This is a genomic window from Deltaproteobacteria bacterium HGW-Deltaproteobacteria-2, assembly GCA_002840505.1.
In the GTDB taxonomy this organism is placed as follows: domain Bacteria; phylum Desulfobacterota; class Syntrophia; order Syntrophales; family Smithellaceae; genus Smithella.
Genome location: PHBC01000003.1, coordinates 592,973 through 613,197 on the forward strand (window position 1 = coordinate 592,973; position 20,225 = coordinate 613,197).

Below are 20,225 nucleotides of genomic sequence, written 5' to 3' on the forward strand. Positions count from 1 at the left end.
GCGCAGGCGGGAATCCAGGAATTACACTATTTCATTATACAAATCTTTCCACTCAAAATTCTTCTCTTCAATTAATCTAATCTTCCACTTTCTGTTCCACTTCTTCATCTGTTTTTCTCTTAATATTGCTTCTTCTATTTCTTTATGATGCTCATAATATACAAGGTCATGTATATTGTATTCATTAGTAAATCCATCGGTTAAGTTTTGTTTATGCTCATAAATCCTTTTTACTAAATCACCTGTAACACCGATATATAACGTTCCATTCTTTTTACTGGCCAGAATATAAACATAATATTGTTTCATAAAAAAATACTGGATTCCCGCCTTCGCGGGAATGACAATGGATTATTATTTATTCTCAGCACATCAAATCCAAAAGTCTCCTGCCGCCTTTTTCTAAGATGATTTCCGCCAGCTTTTTCCCCATTTCTTCCGCGTCTTCTTTGGCACCGCTTATTTTCTCGCGAATCATTGTGGAACCGTTGGGCGCGGCAAGCATGCCTTCAAGCGTTAGCATCTGACCATCCAGTTTTCCCAGAGCCGCGATGGGCAAACGGCATCCGCCGCCCAGCGCCCGCAGAAAAGAACGCTCGGCGGTAACCTCCGCCGCGGTTGTCGCATCATTCAGCGCCACGCAGGCTTTCGCAAGTTCGGTATCAGATTTGCGAATCTGCAACCCCAGCGCGCCCTGGCCAACTGCGGGAAGCATCGTTTCCACCGGCAAGAACTGAGTGATTTTTTCGGCCAATCCCATGCGCTTCATGCCTGCCGCCGCCAGAATAATGCCGGTTAGATTTTCCGTTTCTATTTTTTTCAGCCGCGTGTCGAGGTTGCCGCGTAGAGGTACAATGTTGACATCCGGCATCATGGATTTAATCTGCGCACCGCGTCGCTGAGAGCCGGTGCCGATTTTTGCTCCTTTGGGCAGAAATTCCATTTTGATGTTGTTGCGCGAAACCAGAACATCGCGCACGTCTTCTCGATGCAGGATGGCCACAAACATCAGATCCTCCGGCGTTTCTCCCGGAACATCCTTCATGCTGTGCACCGCCAGATCGATCTTATTGGAAAGCAGAGCTTCTTCAAGTTCCTTCACGAAAACACCCTGGCCGCCTATGGTCAGAAGTGACACATCCTGCATGATGTCGCCGCTTGTTTTAATGACGCATATCTCAATTTCCGCACCAGGTATTGCTTTCTTCAATTTTTCAGCAACAAAATTTGTCTGCGTCAATGCCAGTTTGCTTCCGCGTGTGCCTATTTTCAAATTCATACAAATCCTAGCTTTAATAAAGCTTAATTATTTTTTCTTTACTTATATTTTTCCACAGTCTTTTCAGGATAAACTGTTATCGCACCAGAAAGAGGCTTATCACCAGCTATTAAAAGCCATATTGTGACAAACAAAGTAAGGAACATAAAAATTCCAAATGCTATTAACACTCGCTTTGTATACGTTAATTTATTAGTAAACATACTGATCAATATAAATGCAACAATTCCGATTATCATGAAAACAAATAATAATTTTATCATTGCTTATTCTCTCATTTCATATTGGGAACGGTATTTTCTTACTCCGTGCTACTTCGCTATGTGACTCTTGCCCCTTGATCCTTTCTCTATCCATCCAACCTAAAAAGTCTCCGCACTGCCGCCACGATATCGCGGGAGCTGATATCGGAGCTTTCTTCTTTTAAAACCGTTACCGGTGCATGTAAAACCTTGTTCACGACGGAGTTAACCAGATTATCGATTTTTTCCTGATCTTCTTTGTTCAAATTTTGCATCCAGCCGGAAGCTTTTTCCATTTCGGACTGAACAATTTCTCCGGCCTTGTTGCGCAGAGAAACGATTGTCGGGACGGATTCCAGTTCCTTCTGCCAGTTGATATATCTCGCTACTTCCTCATCCACAATCATTTCGGCCTTAATCGCTTCTTTTTTGCGGATATTCATATTTTCATCAACAATATCCTGAAGGTTGTCGATATTATAAAGATAAACATTCTCCAGCGCACTTGCTGCCGGTTCGATGTCGCGCGGTACGGCAATGTCAATCAAAAACAACAGACGGTTTTTGCGCTGATGATGAATTTTTCTGAGCATGTCGGCGGTGACGATAAAAACGGGCGCTCCGGTGGAACTGATGACGATATCCGCCTCAATCAGTTTTTTATCCAGTGCATCCAGCGCTACCGCCTCGCCATGGAATTTTTCCGCCAGCAGTTCGGCCTGCGCCAAAGACCTGTTGGCAATAATTATCGATTGGGCTCCTTTCTCAATCAGTTGCTGGCCTGTCAACTCGGCCATTTCGCCGGCGCCGATGAGCAGGATTATTTTGCCGGAAAGCGAACCAAATATTTTTTTGGCCAATTCCACCGCGGCATGACTCACCGAAACGGGATTGACGGCAATGGCCGTTTCCGACCGGACGCGTTTGGCCGCGCGAAAGGAACAGTGCATCAACCGATTCAAAACAACGCCGGTCGCGTATTTCTCCAGCGCCTCGCGATAGGCGTCTTTCACCTGACCGAGAATCTGCGCCTCGCCCATGACCATCGAATCAAGACTCGATGCCACACGGAAAATATGGCGCACGGCTTCCTCGCCGCGATATTCGTAAAAGCAGCCTTTAGCTTCGGCTTCGGTAAGATTGCCGTTTCGTGCCAGAAAACCGCTGAGCTCTTTGAGGGCAAAGCCTCCCTCTGCGACGCTGGCAACAATCTCCACGCGGTTACAGGTAGAAAGATACAGCACTTCTTCCACGCCGTTTATAGCCAGAAGGCCGGGAAGCAAATCCTTTTTCTCCTGACAGCCGGCAAATATTTTTTCCCGGACAGCAATGGGTGCTGTTTTATGATTTAAGCCTGTTAATACAATCATGTTTTAAATAAAGTTATGCAAAGTTGAAAAACAAATTCTCACGCTTCCATAGGACAACAAAAGAAGAATAAAAGCGACACCGGAAATTACGGCCATCCGGTAACCCTTCCAGCCGATGGCCAGACGCTGATGCAGAAGGAATCCATAGATAATCCAGCCGGCAAACGTCCAGATAATTTTCGGATCGGTCAGCCAGCCGGACTGCCAACTTATTTCAGCAAATACCGCTCCGGCAATTATACCTACGCTCAAAATCGGGAATCCCCACAGCAGACAAATATGATTAATCCTGTCCAGATCATTTAACGATGGCAGCAATCTGCTCATTTTGCTTAATTTTTTGTGTTTCAGCATTCTGTTTTGCATGATGAACATTAATCCGGCGCAGGACGCGATTATAAACAACGCTTCGCCCATGATGACGCAAAACAAATGCAAAGCTGTCAGCCAGTTTTGCAGATTCTGCGGGACAAGAGATTTACCGGAAGCCTCTCCGGCGGCGGCAATCATAAACAGCAGGATAAAAGGAGATATGAATGCCCCGAGCACTCTGGTTTTAGTTTTAAATTGCAGAGCAAGATAAACCGCGCATACCGACCAGGCGCAAAGGGAAAGAAAATCACGGGAGCCGGGATTAATCAGCACCGAGGAATTGGCAAACGAAAAAAACAAATTAATCGTCAGAAAACCAAAAGCGGCAGCCAAAATCCAGGTAGAAATTCTGGCCAGCCTTACTTTTTTAACAAGAAGTGAAGACAGATAACCGACTGTGCTTAAGGCACAGAGAATGAGAGCAATTTTAAAAGAAATTAATTGTAAATCAATTAAATTCAACTTCGACATCCTCCCCGGTTATTTTTTTTACAGTTTCCTTCACTTTTTTCATGTTCTTGTTTTTTATTAAATCCAGAATGCCTTCCGCCAGCAATGATTTAAACCAATCCTTACCGACTCCGGCGTTTTTTTCCATCTTGACGCGTAATCCTCCCAGAATATTCAGAAAGATTTCATACTCGGAACCGTATTTTTCTTCCAGCTCTTCCCGCAGATGGCGGGCTAAAGCCGGGCTTTTTCCGCCGGTGCCTATCGTGATGGCCAGATCGCCTCTCTGCACAATAGAGGGTAGAATAAAATCGCATTTCTTGGGATCGTCAACAATATTTACCGGTATGCCTTTGCTGCGGGCATCTTGCGATATTTTGGCGTTGGTTTTTTCGTCGTCGGTTGCCCCTATAATCAAAGCGGCCTTATCAATTAAATCGCCCGAATATTGGGCGGCAATATGGGAAATCAATTTCTTATCTTTGAGTGTGGCAAGTTCAGGCGAAAGTTTCGGGCTGATGACCAAAACTTTCGCGCCGCAATCAAGGAGCCTCTCTGCTTTTCTTAAGGCAACTTCACCACCGCCGACAATAACGCATTTTTTATCTTTAATGTCCAAAAAAATCGGATAATACTTCAAGGTTTTACTCTCTGTAACCATATATTTGCTTTACTAAAGACTAATTTATGCCATTTCTAAATCAAAGATGATATCGAGGCGGCTAGGAGGAGGCAACGAGGCGTATTACCAATACGTTGAGGAAGCCGACAGCGAAGCCAACAAAGATAGCGCTTTGATTTAAATGGCATACGAAAGCTATCACGAAGGTGGGTAATTTTCAAGAAACGTTATTTATATCACTAATCGTGGAAGTAATTAATTTAAGAAGGGAGAAACGCTGTTTTGAATCGTTTATTCGGAAAATTCCATACGATTGCGCCCGCCGTTTTTTGCTCTATATAAAGCTTCATCGGCACGTGAAATAGTTCTTTCAATGTTTTCCTGCATTTTATACACCGTCAGGCCTATGGAAACCGTAACCCTGTAATCAGAACCCAAACTCGGGAATAAACTTTTTTCCACACAATCACGGATACGTTCCGCGAATACCTTCGCTGCCGGAAGATCCGTTTGCGTAAGTACAATCAAAAATTCCTCACCGCCATAACGTCCGCAGAAGTCCGTTTTACGTAAAATACTGCGGACAACGGCAGCGAATGTCTTCAATACATAGTCGCCTGTCTGATGCCCGTACGTATCGTTGATACTTTTAAATTTATCAATATCTATCATGGCCAAAGAAAAGACCGACCCTGTGCGTACTGCACGATTACTCTCAGTTTCAATGAGGTCCATTAGATGGGTGCGATTGAAGAAACCTGTAAGGTCATCGTGAATGGCCATTTCCCTGATAACTGTTAAGGATGATTGCAGCTTTCTCCGGCTGAGGCTTAACTCCCGGCGGAGAGAACTGATATTTCCTGCAATGGAAGAAACAGATATCATGACTATGGCCAGCCCGAACCATTGAAAAAGTTCTATTTTAAGATTGATGTCTTGCGGACGAGAAATGCTCAGCAGACCGATATCGATTCCGTAAGTCAACAGGGCAAAACCACTAATAAGTAAGAACTGGCTGGTATAAAGGCGAAAAATACCAAACAAAAGTATAAGAATATACATGGAGAATAGAAGACCCCGTACTTCATAGGCATAATATATTGCATACATAACAACAAGGATGGCGGTACACATCTGAATGGAAGTGAGACTGGGATCCGACATACGCAGATTAAGACCGGTGCGAAAGACTATATATAAAATAACGTTGATTGTCAGAAGAATAATGCCCAATCCATACAGTGCCTGCAGGTTCACGATACCTGCCAAATAGGCAAAATAAGAAATTGAAATATTAAGTATATAGATGACCAAGGTCACAAAAAAACGACGGAGGCGAAGAGCCTGCTTAGGGTCATCCCTGGGGATGATAGAAAAATTCATGGCCATTATGGAAAGATTGAAGGCCATTTTAGATAATTTTTTTTTAATTCCGTTGATATTCAAAGACAGGCTTTTACGAACCATAATTTCTCTGATAAAGATTTATTCTGAGGGTTTGTACTAAAAAAAACATCCCGTGTCAATCAAGGGCGTCAATCCCTTTCGGGATCCACAGGCTCACTATCAGCGAGTGTCAAATCCCACTCCGCTTCGCTTCGGGGATAATTCCACTTGCGCTTCGAGCATCGCGTAGCTCGCTCTTAGCGAGTGTCATTAAAGTATGGTTCTCCTTCCGTTGTATCTTTCGGTATCGTAATATTTCTTCACGTCAACTAATTGCAATTTATCGATAACCCCTTCCAGAGGCGCAGTGGCAATTTCTCCGCGCTGCAAACTTACCATACGTCCGAAATCACCCCTGACAATCATATCAACGGCACCAATACCAAACCACCGGGCCATCAGGCGGTCATGGGCCGAAGGTGTCCCGCCCCGTTGGAGATGGCTCAAAATGATATGACGTGATTCCAATCCTGTTTTCTTTTGAATTTGATTTGCGATATAAGCGGCTATTCCACCCATCGAAACATGTCCAAAATCATCAACCTGACTGTCTTTTATAAATTCTTGCTGCCCCAGAGGTTTAGCCCCTTCGGCAACCACTATGATGGAATATTTTATTTCCCGGCCCTGCCGTTCACGCAAAAGCTCGCATACTTTATCCATATTGAAAGGATGCTCTGGTATCAGGACAATATAAGATCCGCTGCTCTCACCGCCGCGCAGAGCAAGCCAGCCCGCACTGCGTCCCATCGTCTCCACAACAAAAATACGGCTGTGCGAACCGGCAGTAGTTCTTAAACGATCGATTTCCTCCATAATAATATTCACTGCTGTATCAAAGCCCAGAGAATATTCTGTACCCGCGAGATCCATGTCTATCGTCTTAGGTATTCCTACTGTCTTGATGCCCAATTTATGTAACTTATAGGCAACACCCAGAGTATCTTCCCCACCGATAGCAACAATGACATCAATGCCCAGTTTCTTGATGTTTTCAATTAACTTTCCCGAACGGTCACTTTTCGGATTAAAGGGATTTGTTCGCGATGTTCCCAGATTTGTTCCGCCATAACGATCCCAAGTTCGAACGATTTCTTCGTCGAGAGGTTTGATATACTTCGCGCAGCTTTTTTGATCATCCGGATCAACCTCTATTATGCCTTTCCAGCCTTCGGTAATACCGATGACTTCGAAGGATATGGAACGTTTCGCCACCATTTTGGGATCAAGCGCGCTTTTTGTGACCCATTTGATTGCTCCATTTAATCCGGGACAATCTCCTCCTCCAGTCAATACCGCTATTTTCATTTTCATATTTTTTTACTCTCCGAAATTTTGAAAATTAAAAAAACATCAACAAGGTTTATAAGGGACATAAATAAAAATATCTTATCAGTTTCCGGTAATTTTTTACAAGGGAAACTCTTTCTTGTGTCAATAACATATTAACGTAAAAATATCATTGTCCTCATTTTATGCCTGTTATGGATGCTTGAAATATTAACTAAAAGAATATATATATGTGTAAAATATCCTGACAGGATTATTCATGACAGAAAAAGAACCGGAAAAATGGCTGAAAATTGAAATATCGGCTCCCGCAGAACTTATGGACGCGTTGGGTAATTTTCTCACAGAAACCGGCGCTCAAGGTGTATTCCAGGAATCATCAACTCCACAACATACTGCCGGAGATTTTCCGGAACCTGTAATTGAAGAAATACTTAAAGCCTACTTCCCGCAGGACAGCCGCAGCGAAAAAAGAATTGCTAACCTGAATAAATATATAGAAAGCCTCTCGGAAATATTCCCCGATTTTGAAAAGCCATCCCTGACGACCGAAATCATCTGTGATCCCGACTGGGGTGAACAATGGAAAAAATATTTTAAGCCCATACGGGTAAGCAACAATATTATCGTTAAACCGACGTGGGAAAGGTATACGCCTTCCAGCCGCGATATCGTCATTGAAATCGATCCCGGAATGGCATTCGGCACCGGTCAGCATGCATCTACCAGAATGTGCATAGAAGCTATTGAAAATGTAATGATGAAAGACCGTTCTATCAAAGAATGGAAAGTTCTGGACGTTGGCTGCGGCACAGGAATCCTGGGCATTACTGCCGCTAAAATGGGTGCTCAGGATGTCATCTGTGTGGATGTTGATAAAAAGGCTGTGGAAATTGCCGCTGAAAATGCGGCCATTAATAATGTCAAGTCTTCTTTGCGTATTCTAAATAAAAATGTCGCTGCCATTGACAAACCACGCAATTTAATCATTGCCAATCTTACTGCAAAACTGCTTTTAACTCTCCGCCCAAACCTTATTCAATTGCTTTTGCCGGAAGGATACATGATTATTTCGGGCATAATTGAACAGGACGTCAAAAATATCGAGGAACAATTTATCGCCGACCTACTTACCATATATCAAGTAATCACGGAAAAAGAATGGGTCTGCTACATTCTCCACAAGAAAACCGCCAGCGCTTAACCGTGACATTCTGACTACTGAAACATCAAAAATTTGAGGAAAATTAAACCTTGACCATTCCCCGAATATACAGCCCGGAGCCTCTGGAGAATAAGACAATCTGCGAACTGGGCGCGGACAATTTAAAGTATTTAAAGCAGGTAATGCGTCTTAAACAAGGTGATAAAATCAAAATATTTGATGGTTTCGGTCTGGAGTTTGAAGCCGTAATTAAAGACTTTTCTGCAAAATCCGTCCTTATAGAATTAGGGGAAATAATTCCAGCAACAACTAAGGAAATTTGCATCACGCTGGCTCAGGCAATTCCCAAAGCCGGTAAGATGGATACTATTGTGAAAAACGCAGCCGAACTGGGAGCGGATGTAATTATTCCTTTTGGCGCCGCACGTTCAGTTGGCCGAATTGCCGATGAAAAAAGCTCTTTAAAAGTAACGCGCTGGCAAAAAATAGCCGGGGAAGCAGCACGCTGTTGCCACAGCAGTCATATAACAAAAATCTCGAAAGTTTCATCTTTTGCTGATATGCTAAACGCCGCTTCTAGTGATGCGTTGAAATTAATTTTCTGGGAAGAAGAATCACAAAAAACAATTAAAGATGTATTGACTGATAAAACTCTTGTTGACACGAAAAATTTCTTTATCATTATTGGACCGGAAGGTGGTTTTTCCAAAGACGAAATAAAAATGGCCCAAGGAAGAGGATTCATCTCGGTTAGCCTGGGCAAACAAATTTTAAAAGTGGAAACGGCGTCAGCAGCAATAATATCCATAATCCAATACGAAAAAGGAATTTTCAGCAATAGACTGCCGGAGGTAAAAAAATGACCATTTACAAATTCGCCGGTTTTTGGCGTCGACTGATAGCTTTTATGATCGACAACACAATTGTCACTATAATTTTTTCTGTTTTCTGCATAATCGCTGCAACGGCATATGTATTTGGTGCGATTTCTTCAAATAGTGACGCCTGGATTGTTGATTTAACTGATCCGACATCTTCTTTTTCAATAATGCTTATGTCCTGTCTGCTTTATTCTGTTATAATGTTTGGTTATTTTACTTATTTCCATGGCGCGACAGGACGCACGCCGGGTAAAATGCTTCTCGGTTTGCAGGTAGTTTCTGCTGACGGAGCACCGATTTCTTTCGGAACGGCTTTTTTGAGAACAGTCGGCTACCTGGTTTCAAGTTTATTATTTACCTTTCCCCTTGGTTTTATCTGGGCAGCATTTGACAAAAGAAAGCAGGGATGGCACGATAAAATAGCCGGGACGGTCGTTATTATCAGAGAACAGCAAAATAATACTGTAGGTATATCAATTTCCGAGAATCCTAATTAATATACCAACCTCGTAAAATAGCTAAGAACAAGGAGAAACATTGAAATAACTGATAATTAGACTTAAAATAACAAATGCAGGCAGCCAAAAAAGCCTTGACAAAAGAAACCTTATTCTATAGACGATTGCCTGCTTTTGAATTAAATTAACAATATGGGTCGGTAGCTCAGTCGGTAGAGCATCGGACTGAAAATCCGAGTGTCGACAGTTCAATTCTGTCCTGACCCACCATTAGAATCAAGGGGTTGTAAGTTTTAAAGAAGCTTGCAGCCCTTCTTTTTTGGGGAATTGTGATCTCACCCCGGACGACAGGCCGGGGTGAGATTAAAATTATTCAGATAAAATAATTGTTTAACAACTAAAAGACTGCTCCGTTCTCTTGATAATTTCATCCTGAATCTTGTTGTCCAGGTCGATGTAATACGCAGAGTACCCGGCAACCCTGACGATGAGGTTCTCATATTTATCCGGTTTCTTCTTCGCATCCAACAAAGTCGCCTTGCTCACGCAATTAAACTGAACGTGATGGAGCCCCATATCACGCACAGTCTTGAGATACCCCCTCATGAGCTCATAGTTCTCCGGTTCGAAGAATACCGGCATGAACTTTTGATTGAGGAGCATGTTGCCGGTCTTGAGAGGATCGACCTTGGCAACGGATCTTATCGTAGCCGTCGGGCCACTGATGTCTCTGCCCTGAACCGGGGAGATCGTTCCGTCGTGGAGAGGCTCAGCGGCCCTTCTTCCATCAAAGGTTGCCGGCATCAGCATTCCGGCATTTATTGGACCTGATGCGGTTGTACCGTCCATGATATATCGGTTACCGTATATGTCGATTGACTTGTCGCACTCCTCTTTAACTTTGACCATGATATCTCTGGAGAACATGTCGACATAGTCGTTATCGTTACCAAACCTCGGCACCTCCTCCTCAATCATCTTATAGAGCTTCTCGTACTGGCCCTCGTAGTTGTTATCCACTGCCTTTACGAAATCCTCTAATGTGTATTTCTTCTTTTCAAAAACAAGCATCTTTATCGCGGCAAAAGCGTCTGCTGCGTTATTGCATCCCAATACGAGATGGTGACGCAGCCCCAGGTACTCCCAATCCCTCATGTCGCATGCCTTCTCAATATTGCCATCGAGTATTGTAGACAGGAACGGGCGGGGAACGTAAACCTTCTGGAGCACATCTGCCGTATTGGCAAGCTGTGTCAGCACCATTATCGCGTGTTCTATCTGCCTGCAGAAGGCTTTCCAGACATCGTCAATTGTTTTCATTGTCGATACGGGTGGCGTTTTTACGCTCATTTGAGCTCCGAGGAGATTACCTTCATTAAGTGCCAGAGTTAAGCACATCGGAAGTATCAAAGCACCGGTATGGCCTGCCCGATAATGAATGTTTTTGCCCGGTATTACAGGCTGCATGCAGTTGTTGATGCTGTAATTTCTTGCATCCTCTACGCTTGCGCCGATACCCATGAGTCTGGGTACGTTCACCTTGTCATTGAACATTGCCGGCTGCGAACATCCGGTGCGGACACATTTAAAAACGGCATCGAATAGTTCCGTCGGTGTTCCGTCGTGCATACGGACAGCTATCTGCGGGGCAACGGTCTGGAGCTCTCCCGTTACCTCAAGCGCTATATAGGTGATCTCATTCGTCATGTCATTGCCGAAATCATCGAGTCCGCCCAATGTCATCGTCTGCCAGCCGAGTCCTCCGCCACCGTTGTTGACCCACTGCGGAGGCTGCACATATCCGCCCTCCTGCATTTTCACCCAAACCGATTCGACCAATTCCTTCGCGCCCTCTCTTGTAATAACCTTTTTCTTAAGATCATTCTCGTAATACGGGTATAATACCTTATCAAAACGAATGCCGTTTCCTACCTGAGGAACGTCAATGTAGTTCACCATATAGTTTATAAAAATAAAACACTGGATAGCCTCGTGTAGATTTCTTGCCGGTTCTGCCGGTACGCGATTACATACTTCTATCATCTTATCGAGTTCTTTTAATCTCTTGGGATCTTTAATCTTCTTTTTCTCATCCTCGAGAAGTTTCGCGTATCTCTTGCCCCAACGGGCCACCGCCTCGCAGGATATCTTCATCGCGCGGAGCTCATCGAGCATGTTCATGCGCTTTTCAGTTTGGATGGAAATGTCGTTCATCACCTCTTCAAACTTCTTGTCTATCTCGGCAATTATCCCGCTCATTCCGACTTTCATTACCTTCTCGAAATTCGGAGTACACATTTCCCATTGCCACATCCATGCACCTGAAGGGAGTGTGCCGACCTTCCATGGAATCCAATCCGGTACATAGGCCCTCTCTCTTCCCTGAATACTGCAATGCTCCCAATACTTGAACTGTTCGTCGAGTTCAGCCTTCTCTGCATCGTTCAGCATCGCGGAGTAGTCCGGAAGAGTTCTGATGGTCTTGGAAAGCCATCTCCAGTAAAGTTCCGGATAGATGGGCACGCTTGCCTCTGTACTGGCAAAGCATCCGACCAAAAGCTCATTAGGTCTTGTATAGAGAGTCATCGTGTCCAGATATTCCGCCATTGCCTTTGCCCTTCTTATAGCGAAGGATTCACCTTCCGTCTCCTTGTAAACCTTGGTTGCCACCCTGGAGCGCTCCAGACAGATTCTCATTCCTGTTTTAACGGCTCTTTTATCAGCGACACGGCCTAAAGTTTTGATGTGCGTGTCGTCGCGTAATAACTGATTTCTTGCTGTAGATGCCATAAATAATTTCCCCCTTTTGTTGTTTGAAGATAAAACTATTTATTTGTTCTTTTTAAACCATGGTTACCATTTAATTTTACACACTCACATTCTTTAAGACCAACAGCTTTTAATCAATTCAATTATTACCAATCATCGACATAATATAATCTGACGCTGTACAATGTTCTCCGGCATTTCAACGACCTTGGCGCGAAAATATTCACCAAGTGTTTTCGCCTGAGGATCCATGCGGAGAGACGAGGCAACGCCGTCTCCGAGAATTCCTCTAATGTAGAAATTTACAGCGAGAAGATTCGGCAGTTCATAACGCTCGATTTCAAAATTCTTCAAATCCTTCATGATTTCTTTTAGCTTTTCAGGAGTTAAATACTTTTCCAGCCATGCGTAGCCTTCCGGTGTCTTTGCCCAAACGCCGAGATTTGCATTGCCGCCTTTATCACCGGAACGGCTTGCGAACACTCTGCCCATAGGTGCCCTGACAGTTTTACCTTCCGATACTTTCGGAACTTTTATTTTGAGCGGAGCGGGAGAGGCATAGCCCGGAACCGGTTTTACAAACTCTATATTAAACTCGTTTCCGCCGACTACGACATGCTGGTTAATATGCTTTGTTGACATGAGAGCTGGCCAGTATATGAGCGCCGGGATTCCCTTCGCGGGCATAGCCGTAAGAGTAAAACCCGGAATGTTCGCCAGCGCCAGTTCAACGACTCTGGCGGAGAATTTATCCACCTTCTTTTGGTCATTATCGATCACGGACAGGCGCAGGTACGCGAAAGCTTCTTCGTTGCTCGCCGGATTTTCACTATTCGAACGGACAAGCTGGACATCGCACACCTGGAATTGGTTCCTGCCGCCGATAGCGTCAAACAAAGCATCTTCCACTATTTTCGCTTTCTTCTCTATATCGAGGCCAGTGAGCACGACAACCGATGAATTGCGGTATCCGCCGAGAGTATTGATGCAAACCTTTGTTGTATCGGTCGGTGGCTCACCTTTGACGTTTTTTACAAGGACTCTATCCGGCCCGTTTTGGGAAATATCGATAGTATCAAAGCGCGCTACGACATCCGGTGTAAGATAGCTCGGAGTGCTGATCTCATACATGAGCTGAGCCTTTACCGTATCAACAGAAACAAGTCCGCCGGTATCGGGATGTTTCGTGATAATGAACGAACCATCCGGATGCACCTCGGCAATGGGAAATCCTACCTTCCTGAAATCCGGTACATCGTCAATGAAGGAATAATTTCCACCTGTCGCTTGCGCTCCGCACTCTATGATATGGCCTGCCGTATAAGCCCCGGCAAGCTTATCCCATTCGTTTTCCTTCCAGCTATACCACCAGGCGGCCGGGCCAGCAACAACAGAGGCGTCGGCGATTCGCCCTCCCACAATAATATCAGCACCTTCTTCCAGAGCCTTCACAATGCCCCAGCACCCAAAATAGGCATTTGCCGTCAGCACCATACCCTTCGCGTCCTTCAGAGGTATATTTTTATCCATATGAATAAATTCTTCACCTATGCCTTGAAGTTCAGCCAACCGCGGCAGGAGGTCATCTCCATCAATATACGCAATCCGGGGATGCAATCCAAGTTTGGCGGATAAAGCTTCCAGCTCCGCGGCCAATCCTTTGGGATTAAGGCCTCCGGCATTGGAAACGATTTTTATTTTCTTATCGAGGCACTCGCCCATTACCTCTTCCATCTGAGAGAGGTACGTCTGGACGTATCCGCCATTGGGGTGCTTCATCTTTGTTCTAAAAAGTATCGCCATGGTGAGCTCTGCGAGGTAATCACCGGTGAGAAAGTCAATTGGTCCGCCCTGTACCATCTCTTTTGCGGCGCTTAATCTATCGCCGAAAAATCCGCTGCAATTTGCTATGATAACCTTATCTTTGTTTCTATCTCCCATAAAAAGTCCCCCGTGTATTTATGAACAATTCACTGTTTAATGCCCCGTTATTTGCCGGAGAATTTCGGTTCCCGTTTCTCGATGAAAGCGGTGATCCCCTCCTTCGCGTCCTCTGTGGCGGCCACCTCCAGCAGCTTGCCTGATAGAAATTCAAGCGCGTCATCAAGCGACATGGACGCTGCACTATGGAAAGCTGCTTTCCCGATCTTTATGCCTATCGGGCTTTTTAATATCAGATTATTCAATATTGAATTAACAGTGCTGTCCAACTGGTCGACAGGAACAACTCTAGTGACCAAACCCATGGCAAGCGCGTCTTTTGCTGCAATCTTTTCGCCGAGCAGAATCATTTCCATGGCTTTCTTCATGGGAACATTTCGGAATATAAGAGCACCGATCATCATCGGCCAAAGACCGACATTTACCTCCGGTGTGCCGAACTGCGAATCCTCACCGGCAACAACAATATCGCACGCAAGCATGAATCCCATGCCGCCGGCCAGACAGTACCCCTTAACGCGCGCACGTACTTGGCAAATACATCCATTCCCTCCACCGGCTCGCTACCGGCAAGTTGTGCGCCCGCGCTAAAACACTTATCTCCGGCACCTGTTATCAGGAGAGAGCGCACATTCGCGTCCTTTTCCGCCGCGTCCAGATATTCATGAAATAATTTTATAACTATAGGAGAAATGGTATTGCGCTGCTTTTCGCGATTGATTGTTATATATGCCACACTGTTTTCGACTTTATAGAGAAGTTCCTCAGACATAACGCAACCTCCAGTCTAATTTAAAAAAACATTTCTTTTTATATTTCTAACAGGAAATCCGGCCCCGTCCCGGATACTATATATTTTGCAATCTTCTATGACGCTTTAACCTCATCTTCGGCACACTTTTCAATGTCTACCAGTATCTCACCCGGCATTACCTTTTGCCCCTCTTTAACATTGATCCTGGTTACCTTTGCCTTAAAAGGCGCGGATAGAGTGGTTTCCATCTTCATGGCGGAAACGACCACTACAGATTGTCCTTTTTCTACCTCATCACCCTCCGATACCATTACGCATACGACAACCGACGGCATCGGAGGTGTAATCTCCTGAGGCATATCCTTGCCGCCTTTTTTGCGTCCTGCTGATCTTGCCAACTCATCCGCATCCTGAACAAGATACGCGATGCCGCCCACGTGAACTATTTTGCCGGTGCCGTCATCGGATATAAAAGTATTTACCGCCTCGCCGTCTACTTCAAGATACAACTGATTGGCAGATACATTCCTGTATCGTGCGGTAATACTCCTGCCGCTGACCACCGCCGATATCGTCTCATCGTCCACACGGTTTGCTTCTATCGGAATATCCTGTCCTGCTATTCTTAATGTGTAGTTCATATAATTTCTGCCTCATCAGACTTTTGGAACACTTATTATGGTCTGAAATTCCCCAATGTCTTCCATGGAGAATTTGCCTCCGCGTCTGCCGTTGTAACCGTGACAGACCTTCTGCGGTTGGAAAGAGCGTCCACTATAAAGGCGACGGCCGCCAAGTCCTTTCCGGAAAGAGTGGGACTCCAATTAGCAAAGTGCTTATCGATAAAATCAGTATATGTCTCGCCGTTTTGAAAAGCCTGCGTTTTCAATATATCAACAAGAAAAGGGATAGGCGTCATTACACCGAGAATTACGTAATCGTTAAGAGCTCTTATCATTCTGCTGATACAGTCTTTCCTTGTCTCGGCGTAAACGATGAGCTTGGCAAGGATCGGATCGTATTCCATTGGAACGGTAAAACCGGAGTACACACCACAATCGTTCCTGATACCGGGACCGCGCGGTTCCCGAACGAAATGAATCTTGCCTGGTGAAGGCATGAATGCTTCCAGCGGATTTTCCGCGTAAATCCGGCACTCGATGGCATGACCACGCCCTGCTACATCCGACTGCTTTATATTTAATTTGCCACCGGCAGCTATCTCCAGCTGCTGGCGAACAAGATCGATGCCGGTTATCATTTCGGTGACAGGGTGTTCGACCTGAAGGCGGGTGTTTACCTCAAGGAAGTAAAATTTGCCGTCCTCATCGAGAATAAATTCCACCGTGCCTGCGTTCACATAACCGGAGGCCTTCGCCGCTGCAACGGCGGCCTTGCCCATCTCGTCCCTTAGCTTCGGTGTAAGAGCAGTTGACGGCGTCTCTTCAATGATCTTCTGATGTCTGCGTTGTATCGAGCATTCGCGCTCCAACAGGTGTATTACATTCCCGAAGCCGTCCGCTAAAATCTGGAACTCGACATGTCTGGGTTTTTCAATAAATTTCTCAAGATAAATCGCGCCATTTCCAAAGGCGTTTTTCGCCTCTCTTGCTGCAGCGTCACAGGCCTCAAGAAAATCGTTTTTGTTCCTGACAATTCTCATCCCCTTGCCGCCGCCACCGGCCGCGGCTTTAATAAGAACCGGATATCCTATCTTTTCAGCTTCTTTCGATAATACATTCGGATTTGTCTCCGGTTGCATCATACCGGGAATAATAGGTACACCGCTTTTGCTCATGATGCGCCGCGCCACAGTCTTATCGCCGAGGTCTTCTATTGCCTGAGGTGATGGACCGATAAAAACGATGTCCTCTTTTTTACATCTCCCGGCAAAGCCTGCATTCTCCGCCAAAAATCCATAACCGGGATGAATCGCCTGCGCGCCGGTTTTGCGGCATGCAACGATGAGCTTATCTATATTGAGATAACTCTCTGAAGGCTCTGCGCTTCCGAGACAAACAGCCTGATCTGCCTCGAGGACATGAAGTGAATCTTTGTCTACTTCGGAATATACCGCTACGGTCTTTATCCCCATCTCCCTGCACGTAGCGATGATGCGAACGGCTATTTCTCCACGATTGGCAATGAGTATTTTATCGAACATATCTGCTCACCTTTTGCTTAGTTTCGATCCGACCTGTATTTTTTATTACACTTCTTACAAATTCCACCCATCACATTCTAAAGATGCCGTAGCCGAAGACATCATGACGCAACGGAGCGTTGAGCGAGGCTGATATTGCAAGACCAAGCACGTCACGTGTTTCGGCAGGATCGAGTATACCGTCATCCCATATGTTCGCCGTGCTGTGATAGGCGTTCATCTCGCTGCGCGCCGCTTCGACGATCGGCTTTTTGATAAAATCAACTTCTTCCGGCGTCAGAGGAGGTAATCCCGCCTTGGCGTTCTGATCATTTCTGAGGGTCACGAGTACATCCGCCGCCTGCTCCCCGCCCATTACTCCGATCTGCGCGTTCGGCCACATCCACAGAAAACGCGGAGAGTATGCCCTGCCACACATTCCATAGTTGCCCGCTCCAAATGACGCGCCCACAACAACCGTGAACTTCGGCACAGTACAGGTGGATACGGCATTGACCATCTTGTGCCCATCCTTCGTGATACCAAGCTTTTCATACTGACTTCCGATAATAAAGCCGTTTATATTTTGCAGAAACAACAGAGGTATTCCGCGCTTGTCGCAAAGCTGAATAAATTGAGTGCCCTTTAACGCGCTATTCGAAAATAAAACGCCGTTGTTGCCCAATATGCCGACTGGATAGCCATGTATGTGAGCAAAACCGCACACGAGGGTGGGTCCATAGAGTTCCTTGAACTCGAGAAATTCGCTGCCGTCCACCAAACGCGCAATCACCTCACGGCAATCATAGGGCACCCTGAGGTCGCGGCTCACGATTCCATAGAGCTCTTTAGGATCATACAGAGGCGGTTTTACATCCATCATCGTGAGTTTTGTTTTTTCTTTTTTCGGCAACATCTTTACGATATTTCTGACAATCGTTATCGCGTGCGCTTCGTCCTCAGCGAAATAATCGGAGACACCTGATTCCGCGCAATGCACCATCGCTCCACCGAGCTGTTCTGCGGTTACTTCTTCGCCCGTGGCAGCCAGAACAAGCGGCGGTCCACCCAGGAATATTGCACCGGTTCCCTTGACGTGCACAACGTCATCCGACATAGCAGGGACATAGGCACCACCGGCTGTACATAGTCCCATTACGGCCGTTATTTGAGGTATACCCATCTTCGAGACTATTGCCTGATTGTAGAATATTCTACCGCCGTCATCGACGTCCGGGAATATTTCCGATTGGAGAGGCAGGTACGCACCGGCCGAGTCGAGAAGACTTATCATGGGCAGGTGGTTTTCCATAGCTATGGTCTGACAGCGCAGAGTTTTTTTCACACCCATTGGATAGACGGCACCGCCTTTTATTGTAGCATCGCTTCCTGACGCAATAACTTCGCGTCCTTCGACAATACCGATACCAACCACATTACCGGCGCCGTGCACGTTGCCGTCATACATGCCCTTGGCCGCAAGCGGAGCGATCTCCAAAAACGGCGTATTTTTATCCAGGAGCATATCAAGCTTTTTGCGTATCATGAGCTTGCCCTGCGCGGCCAAACGATCGATGGTTTTTTGTGGTCGATCTTCCCTGGCTTTTTTCAACTCTCGCTTCAGCTCGGATACCAAGGCTTCCATCGCCTCATAATTCTTTTTATATTCATCCGATTTTGTATCGACCTTAGTTTCTATGATATCCATAATAGCGCACCCCCCAGAAATCAGCTTATATTCATTAACAATTATTCATTCGAATTATTTAACAATCTTCAAATGCAAAGATCTAAGCCATTCTCTCCAGATCATATTTCGAAATAAACGCGCGCTGCATCTCCGATGTGCCTTCGCATATCTCGCCGAACTTCGCGTCGCGGTAATAACGCTCGATATCGCTTCCGGAAATATACCCGTGACCGGCGAATATCTGCATTCCCCAATTCACAATCTTCGTTACGGCCTCGCTCGCAAAAAGTTTCGCGCAGGAGGATAGTAGCCGCGCATTCTTTTCCGACTGATTGACTCCCCACGCAGCCCTGAGGGCAAGCATCCTTCCCAAGTCATTGTATGTGAACATATCGGCCAGTCTAAAACCGACGTCCTGGAAAATCCCGATGCGCTTACCGAATGCCGTCCTCGTTTTCGCATAAGCGTTCGCGCCTTCCATGCAGGCAAGCCCTATTCCAACACAAAGCGCAGCGATTCCAATGGTGCCGATACTCAACAATTTTTCGAGTTCCTCATGTCCCTTGCCCGGTTCATTGCCTAATAACTCGGCAGCACATCCGTTCATCGATACAGAAGCAATAGGACAACCGCGAAGTCCTAATGTCTCTATCGGAGTGCCGATGCTCATCCCAGATGCACTTTTATCAACGATGAACATGCTCATTCCCTTATCTTTACCCGCATTCTTATCGCTATATGCGAGAACTACAAAAATATCAGCAATCGGCGCGTTTACAACAATGTCTTTCTTCCCGTTCAATATCCATTTATTACCTTCTTTTTTTGCTACGGTTGTTATTCCGGCGATATCTGTTCCGGCCTGCTCCTCAGAATAGGCAAAGGCACCTATTTTCTCGCCGTTAATAATTGCGTTGATATATTTATCCTGTTGTTCTTTGCTTCCGAAGAGCTTTATTGCCCCCGCGCAAAAAAAGGCACTGGCACGTGAGCTCAGGTAAGTCGAAGGACATGCTTTTGCTATCTCTTCGCCTGCCAGATACATCTCCACCATATTAAGCGCATCGGCGGAATATCCGATTTTCAAACAACCTCCCCCGGCAAGGAGTTTAATATTCTCTTTCATATTTTTACAGGCATCATCGCGCGAAGAGCCGTCGAGCATCTTAGCTCTCGGAGCTATTTTTTCCCTGCAATAAGCCGCAACGTTTTCTTGTAATTTTGTTTCTTCTGCTGAAAGTTGATAATCCATATTATAACCTCCATTAAGTGACGCTTTTAGGCGTTTTGATCCCGCATTGTTTCTTGTTCCGATATAGAGCAAAAATCCGTGCCATTTGGCCGCGGGCAATA

Annotated in this window: 19 protein-coding genes and 1 tRNA gene; 4 read left to right on the top strand and 16 right to left on the bottom strand. The window is 45.5% G+C overall.

The window, feature by feature from the left end; all coding sequences use genetic code 11:
* Window positions 1–21: 21 nt before the first annotated feature.
* The 8 genes from CVU62_09790 to CVU62_09825 all read right to left on the bottom strand — a co-directional run bounded on the left by CVU62_09790 (window position 22) and on the right by CVU62_09825 (window position 7,089).
* A complete protein-coding gene (locus CVU62_09790; protein PKN37997.1) occupies window positions 22–309 on the bottom strand; it encodes an endonuclease in 288 nt (95 codons plus the stop codon).
* 55 nt (window positions 310–364) lie between these two features.
* The gene (locus CVU62_09795; GenBank protein ID PKN38070.1) at window positions 365–1,273 is read right to left on the bottom strand and encodes a hydroxymethylbilane synthase; all 909 of its coding nucleotides are present in this window, start codon (window positions 1,271–1,273) and stop codon (window positions 365–367) included.
* 44 nt (window positions 1,274–1,317) lie between these two features.
* On the bottom strand, window positions 1,318–1,542 hold the full coding sequence (locus CVU62_09800) for a hypothetical protein (protein ID PKN37998.1): 225 nt from the start codon (window positions 1,540–1,542) through the stop codon (window positions 1,318–1,320).
* 86 nt (window positions 1,543–1,628) lie between these two features.
* The gene (locus CVU62_09805) at window positions 1,629–2,891 is read right to left on the bottom strand and encodes a glutamyl-tRNA reductase (GenBank protein PKN37999.1); all 1,263 of its coding nucleotides are present in this window, start codon (window positions 2,889–2,891) and stop codon (window positions 1,629–1,631) included.
* A gap of 3 nt (window positions 2,892–2,894) precedes the next feature.
* The gene (locus CVU62_09810) at window positions 2,895–3,734 is read right to left on the bottom strand and encodes a hypothetical protein (GenBank protein PKN38000.1); all 840 of its coding nucleotides are present in this window, start codon (window positions 3,732–3,734) and stop codon (window positions 2,895–2,897) included.
* Complete coding sequence (locus CVU62_09815; protein PKN38001.1) at window positions 3,712–4,374, bottom strand: siroheme synthase; 663 nt, start codon at window positions 4,372–4,374, stop codon at window positions 3,712–3,714. The genes CVU62_09810 and CVU62_09815 overlap by 23 nt, the downstream gene beginning before the upstream one ends.
* 252 nt (window positions 4,375–4,626) lie before the next feature.
* On the bottom strand, window positions 4,627–5,802 hold the full coding sequence (locus CVU62_09820) for a hypothetical protein (GenBank protein ID PKN38002.1): 1,176 nt from the start codon (window positions 5,800–5,802) through the stop codon (window positions 4,627–4,629).
* 189 nt (window positions 5,803–5,991) lie between these two features.
* Window positions 5,992–7,089: a 6-phosphofructokinase gene (locus CVU62_09825; GenBank protein PKN38071.1), complete on the bottom strand. Its 1,098-nt coding sequence runs from the start codon at window positions 7,087–7,089 to the stop codon at window positions 5,992–5,994.
* Between the two features lie 241 nt (window positions 7,090–7,330).
* Here CVU62_09825 and CVU62_09830 point away from each other — a divergent pair, with 241 nt between their 5' ends.
* From CVU62_09830 to CVU62_09845, 4 genes are all read left to right on the top strand, one after another.
* Entirely contained in the window at window positions 7,331–8,275 is a 945-nt protein-coding gene (locus CVU62_09830) for a 50S ribosomal protein L11 methyltransferase (protein ID PKN38003.1), read from the top strand.
* A gap of 50 nt (window positions 8,276–8,325) precedes the next feature.
* Window positions 8,326–9,099 carry a hypothetical protein gene (locus tag CVU62_09835; GenBank protein ID PKN38004.1) on the top strand — a complete coding sequence of 258 codons (774 nt, stop codon included), beginning with the start codon at window positions 8,326–8,328 and terminating at the stop codon, window positions 9,097–9,099.
* Window positions 9,096–9,614, top strand: a complete 519-nt coding sequence (locus CVU62_09840; GenBank protein ID PKN38005.1) for an RDD family protein — start codon at window positions 9,096–9,098, stop codon at window positions 9,612–9,614. The genes CVU62_09835 and CVU62_09840 overlap by 4 nt, the downstream gene beginning before the upstream one ends.
* Window positions 9,615–9,769: 155 nt before the next feature.
* Window positions 9,770–9,845: transfer RNA gene (locus CVU62_09845), tRNA-Phe, on the top strand.
* A gap of 120 nt (window positions 9,846–9,965) precedes the next feature.
* Here CVU62_09845 and CVU62_09850 read toward each other — a convergent pair.
* From CVU62_09850 to CVU62_09885, 8 genes are all read right to left on the bottom strand, one after another.
* Window positions 9,966–12,365, bottom strand: a complete 2,400-nt coding sequence (locus CVU62_09850) for a hypothetical protein (protein ID PKN38006.1) — start codon at window positions 12,363–12,365, stop codon at window positions 9,966–9,968.
* 132 nt (window positions 12,366–12,497) lie between these two features.
* Window positions 12,498–14,285: an exopolyphosphatase gene (locus CVU62_09855; GenBank protein PKN38007.1), complete on the bottom strand. Its 1,788-nt coding sequence runs from the start codon at window positions 14,283–14,285 to the stop codon at window positions 12,498–12,500.
* 47 nt (window positions 14,286–14,332) lie between these two features.
* Entirely contained in the window at window positions 14,333–14,776 is a 444-nt protein-coding gene (locus tag CVU62_09860) for a hypothetical protein (GenBank protein PKN38008.1), read from the bottom strand.
* Window positions 14,707–15,057, bottom strand: coding sequence for a hypothetical protein (locus tag CVU62_09865; GenBank protein PKN38009.1), 351 nt, complete (start codon window positions 15,055–15,057; stop codon window positions 14,707–14,709). Before CVU62_09865 ends, CVU62_09860 begins: the two co-directional genes overlap by 70 nt.
* A gap of 95 nt (window positions 15,058–15,152) precedes the next feature.
* Window positions 15,153–15,680, bottom strand: coding sequence for a hypothetical protein (locus tag CVU62_09870; GenBank protein PKN38010.1), 528 nt, complete (start codon window positions 15,678–15,680; stop codon window positions 15,153–15,155).
* A gap of 35 nt (window positions 15,681–15,715) precedes the next feature.
* Entirely contained in the window at window positions 15,716–17,203 is a 1,488-nt protein-coding gene (accC, locus tag CVU62_09875) for an acetyl-CoA carboxylase biotin carboxylase subunit (protein ID PKN38011.1), read from the bottom strand.
* Between the two features lie 70 nt (window positions 17,204–17,273).
* Window positions 17,274–18,890, bottom strand: a complete 1,617-nt coding sequence (locus CVU62_09880; protein ID PKN38012.1) for a methylcrotonoyl-CoA carboxylase — start codon at window positions 18,888–18,890, stop codon at window positions 17,274–17,276.
* An 82-nt stretch (window positions 18,891–18,972) separates the two neighbouring features.
* Entirely contained in the window at window positions 18,973–20,223 is a 1,251-nt protein-coding gene (locus CVU62_09885) for a hypothetical protein (protein PKN38013.1), read from the bottom strand.
* Window positions 20,224–20,225: the final 2 nt, after the last annotated feature.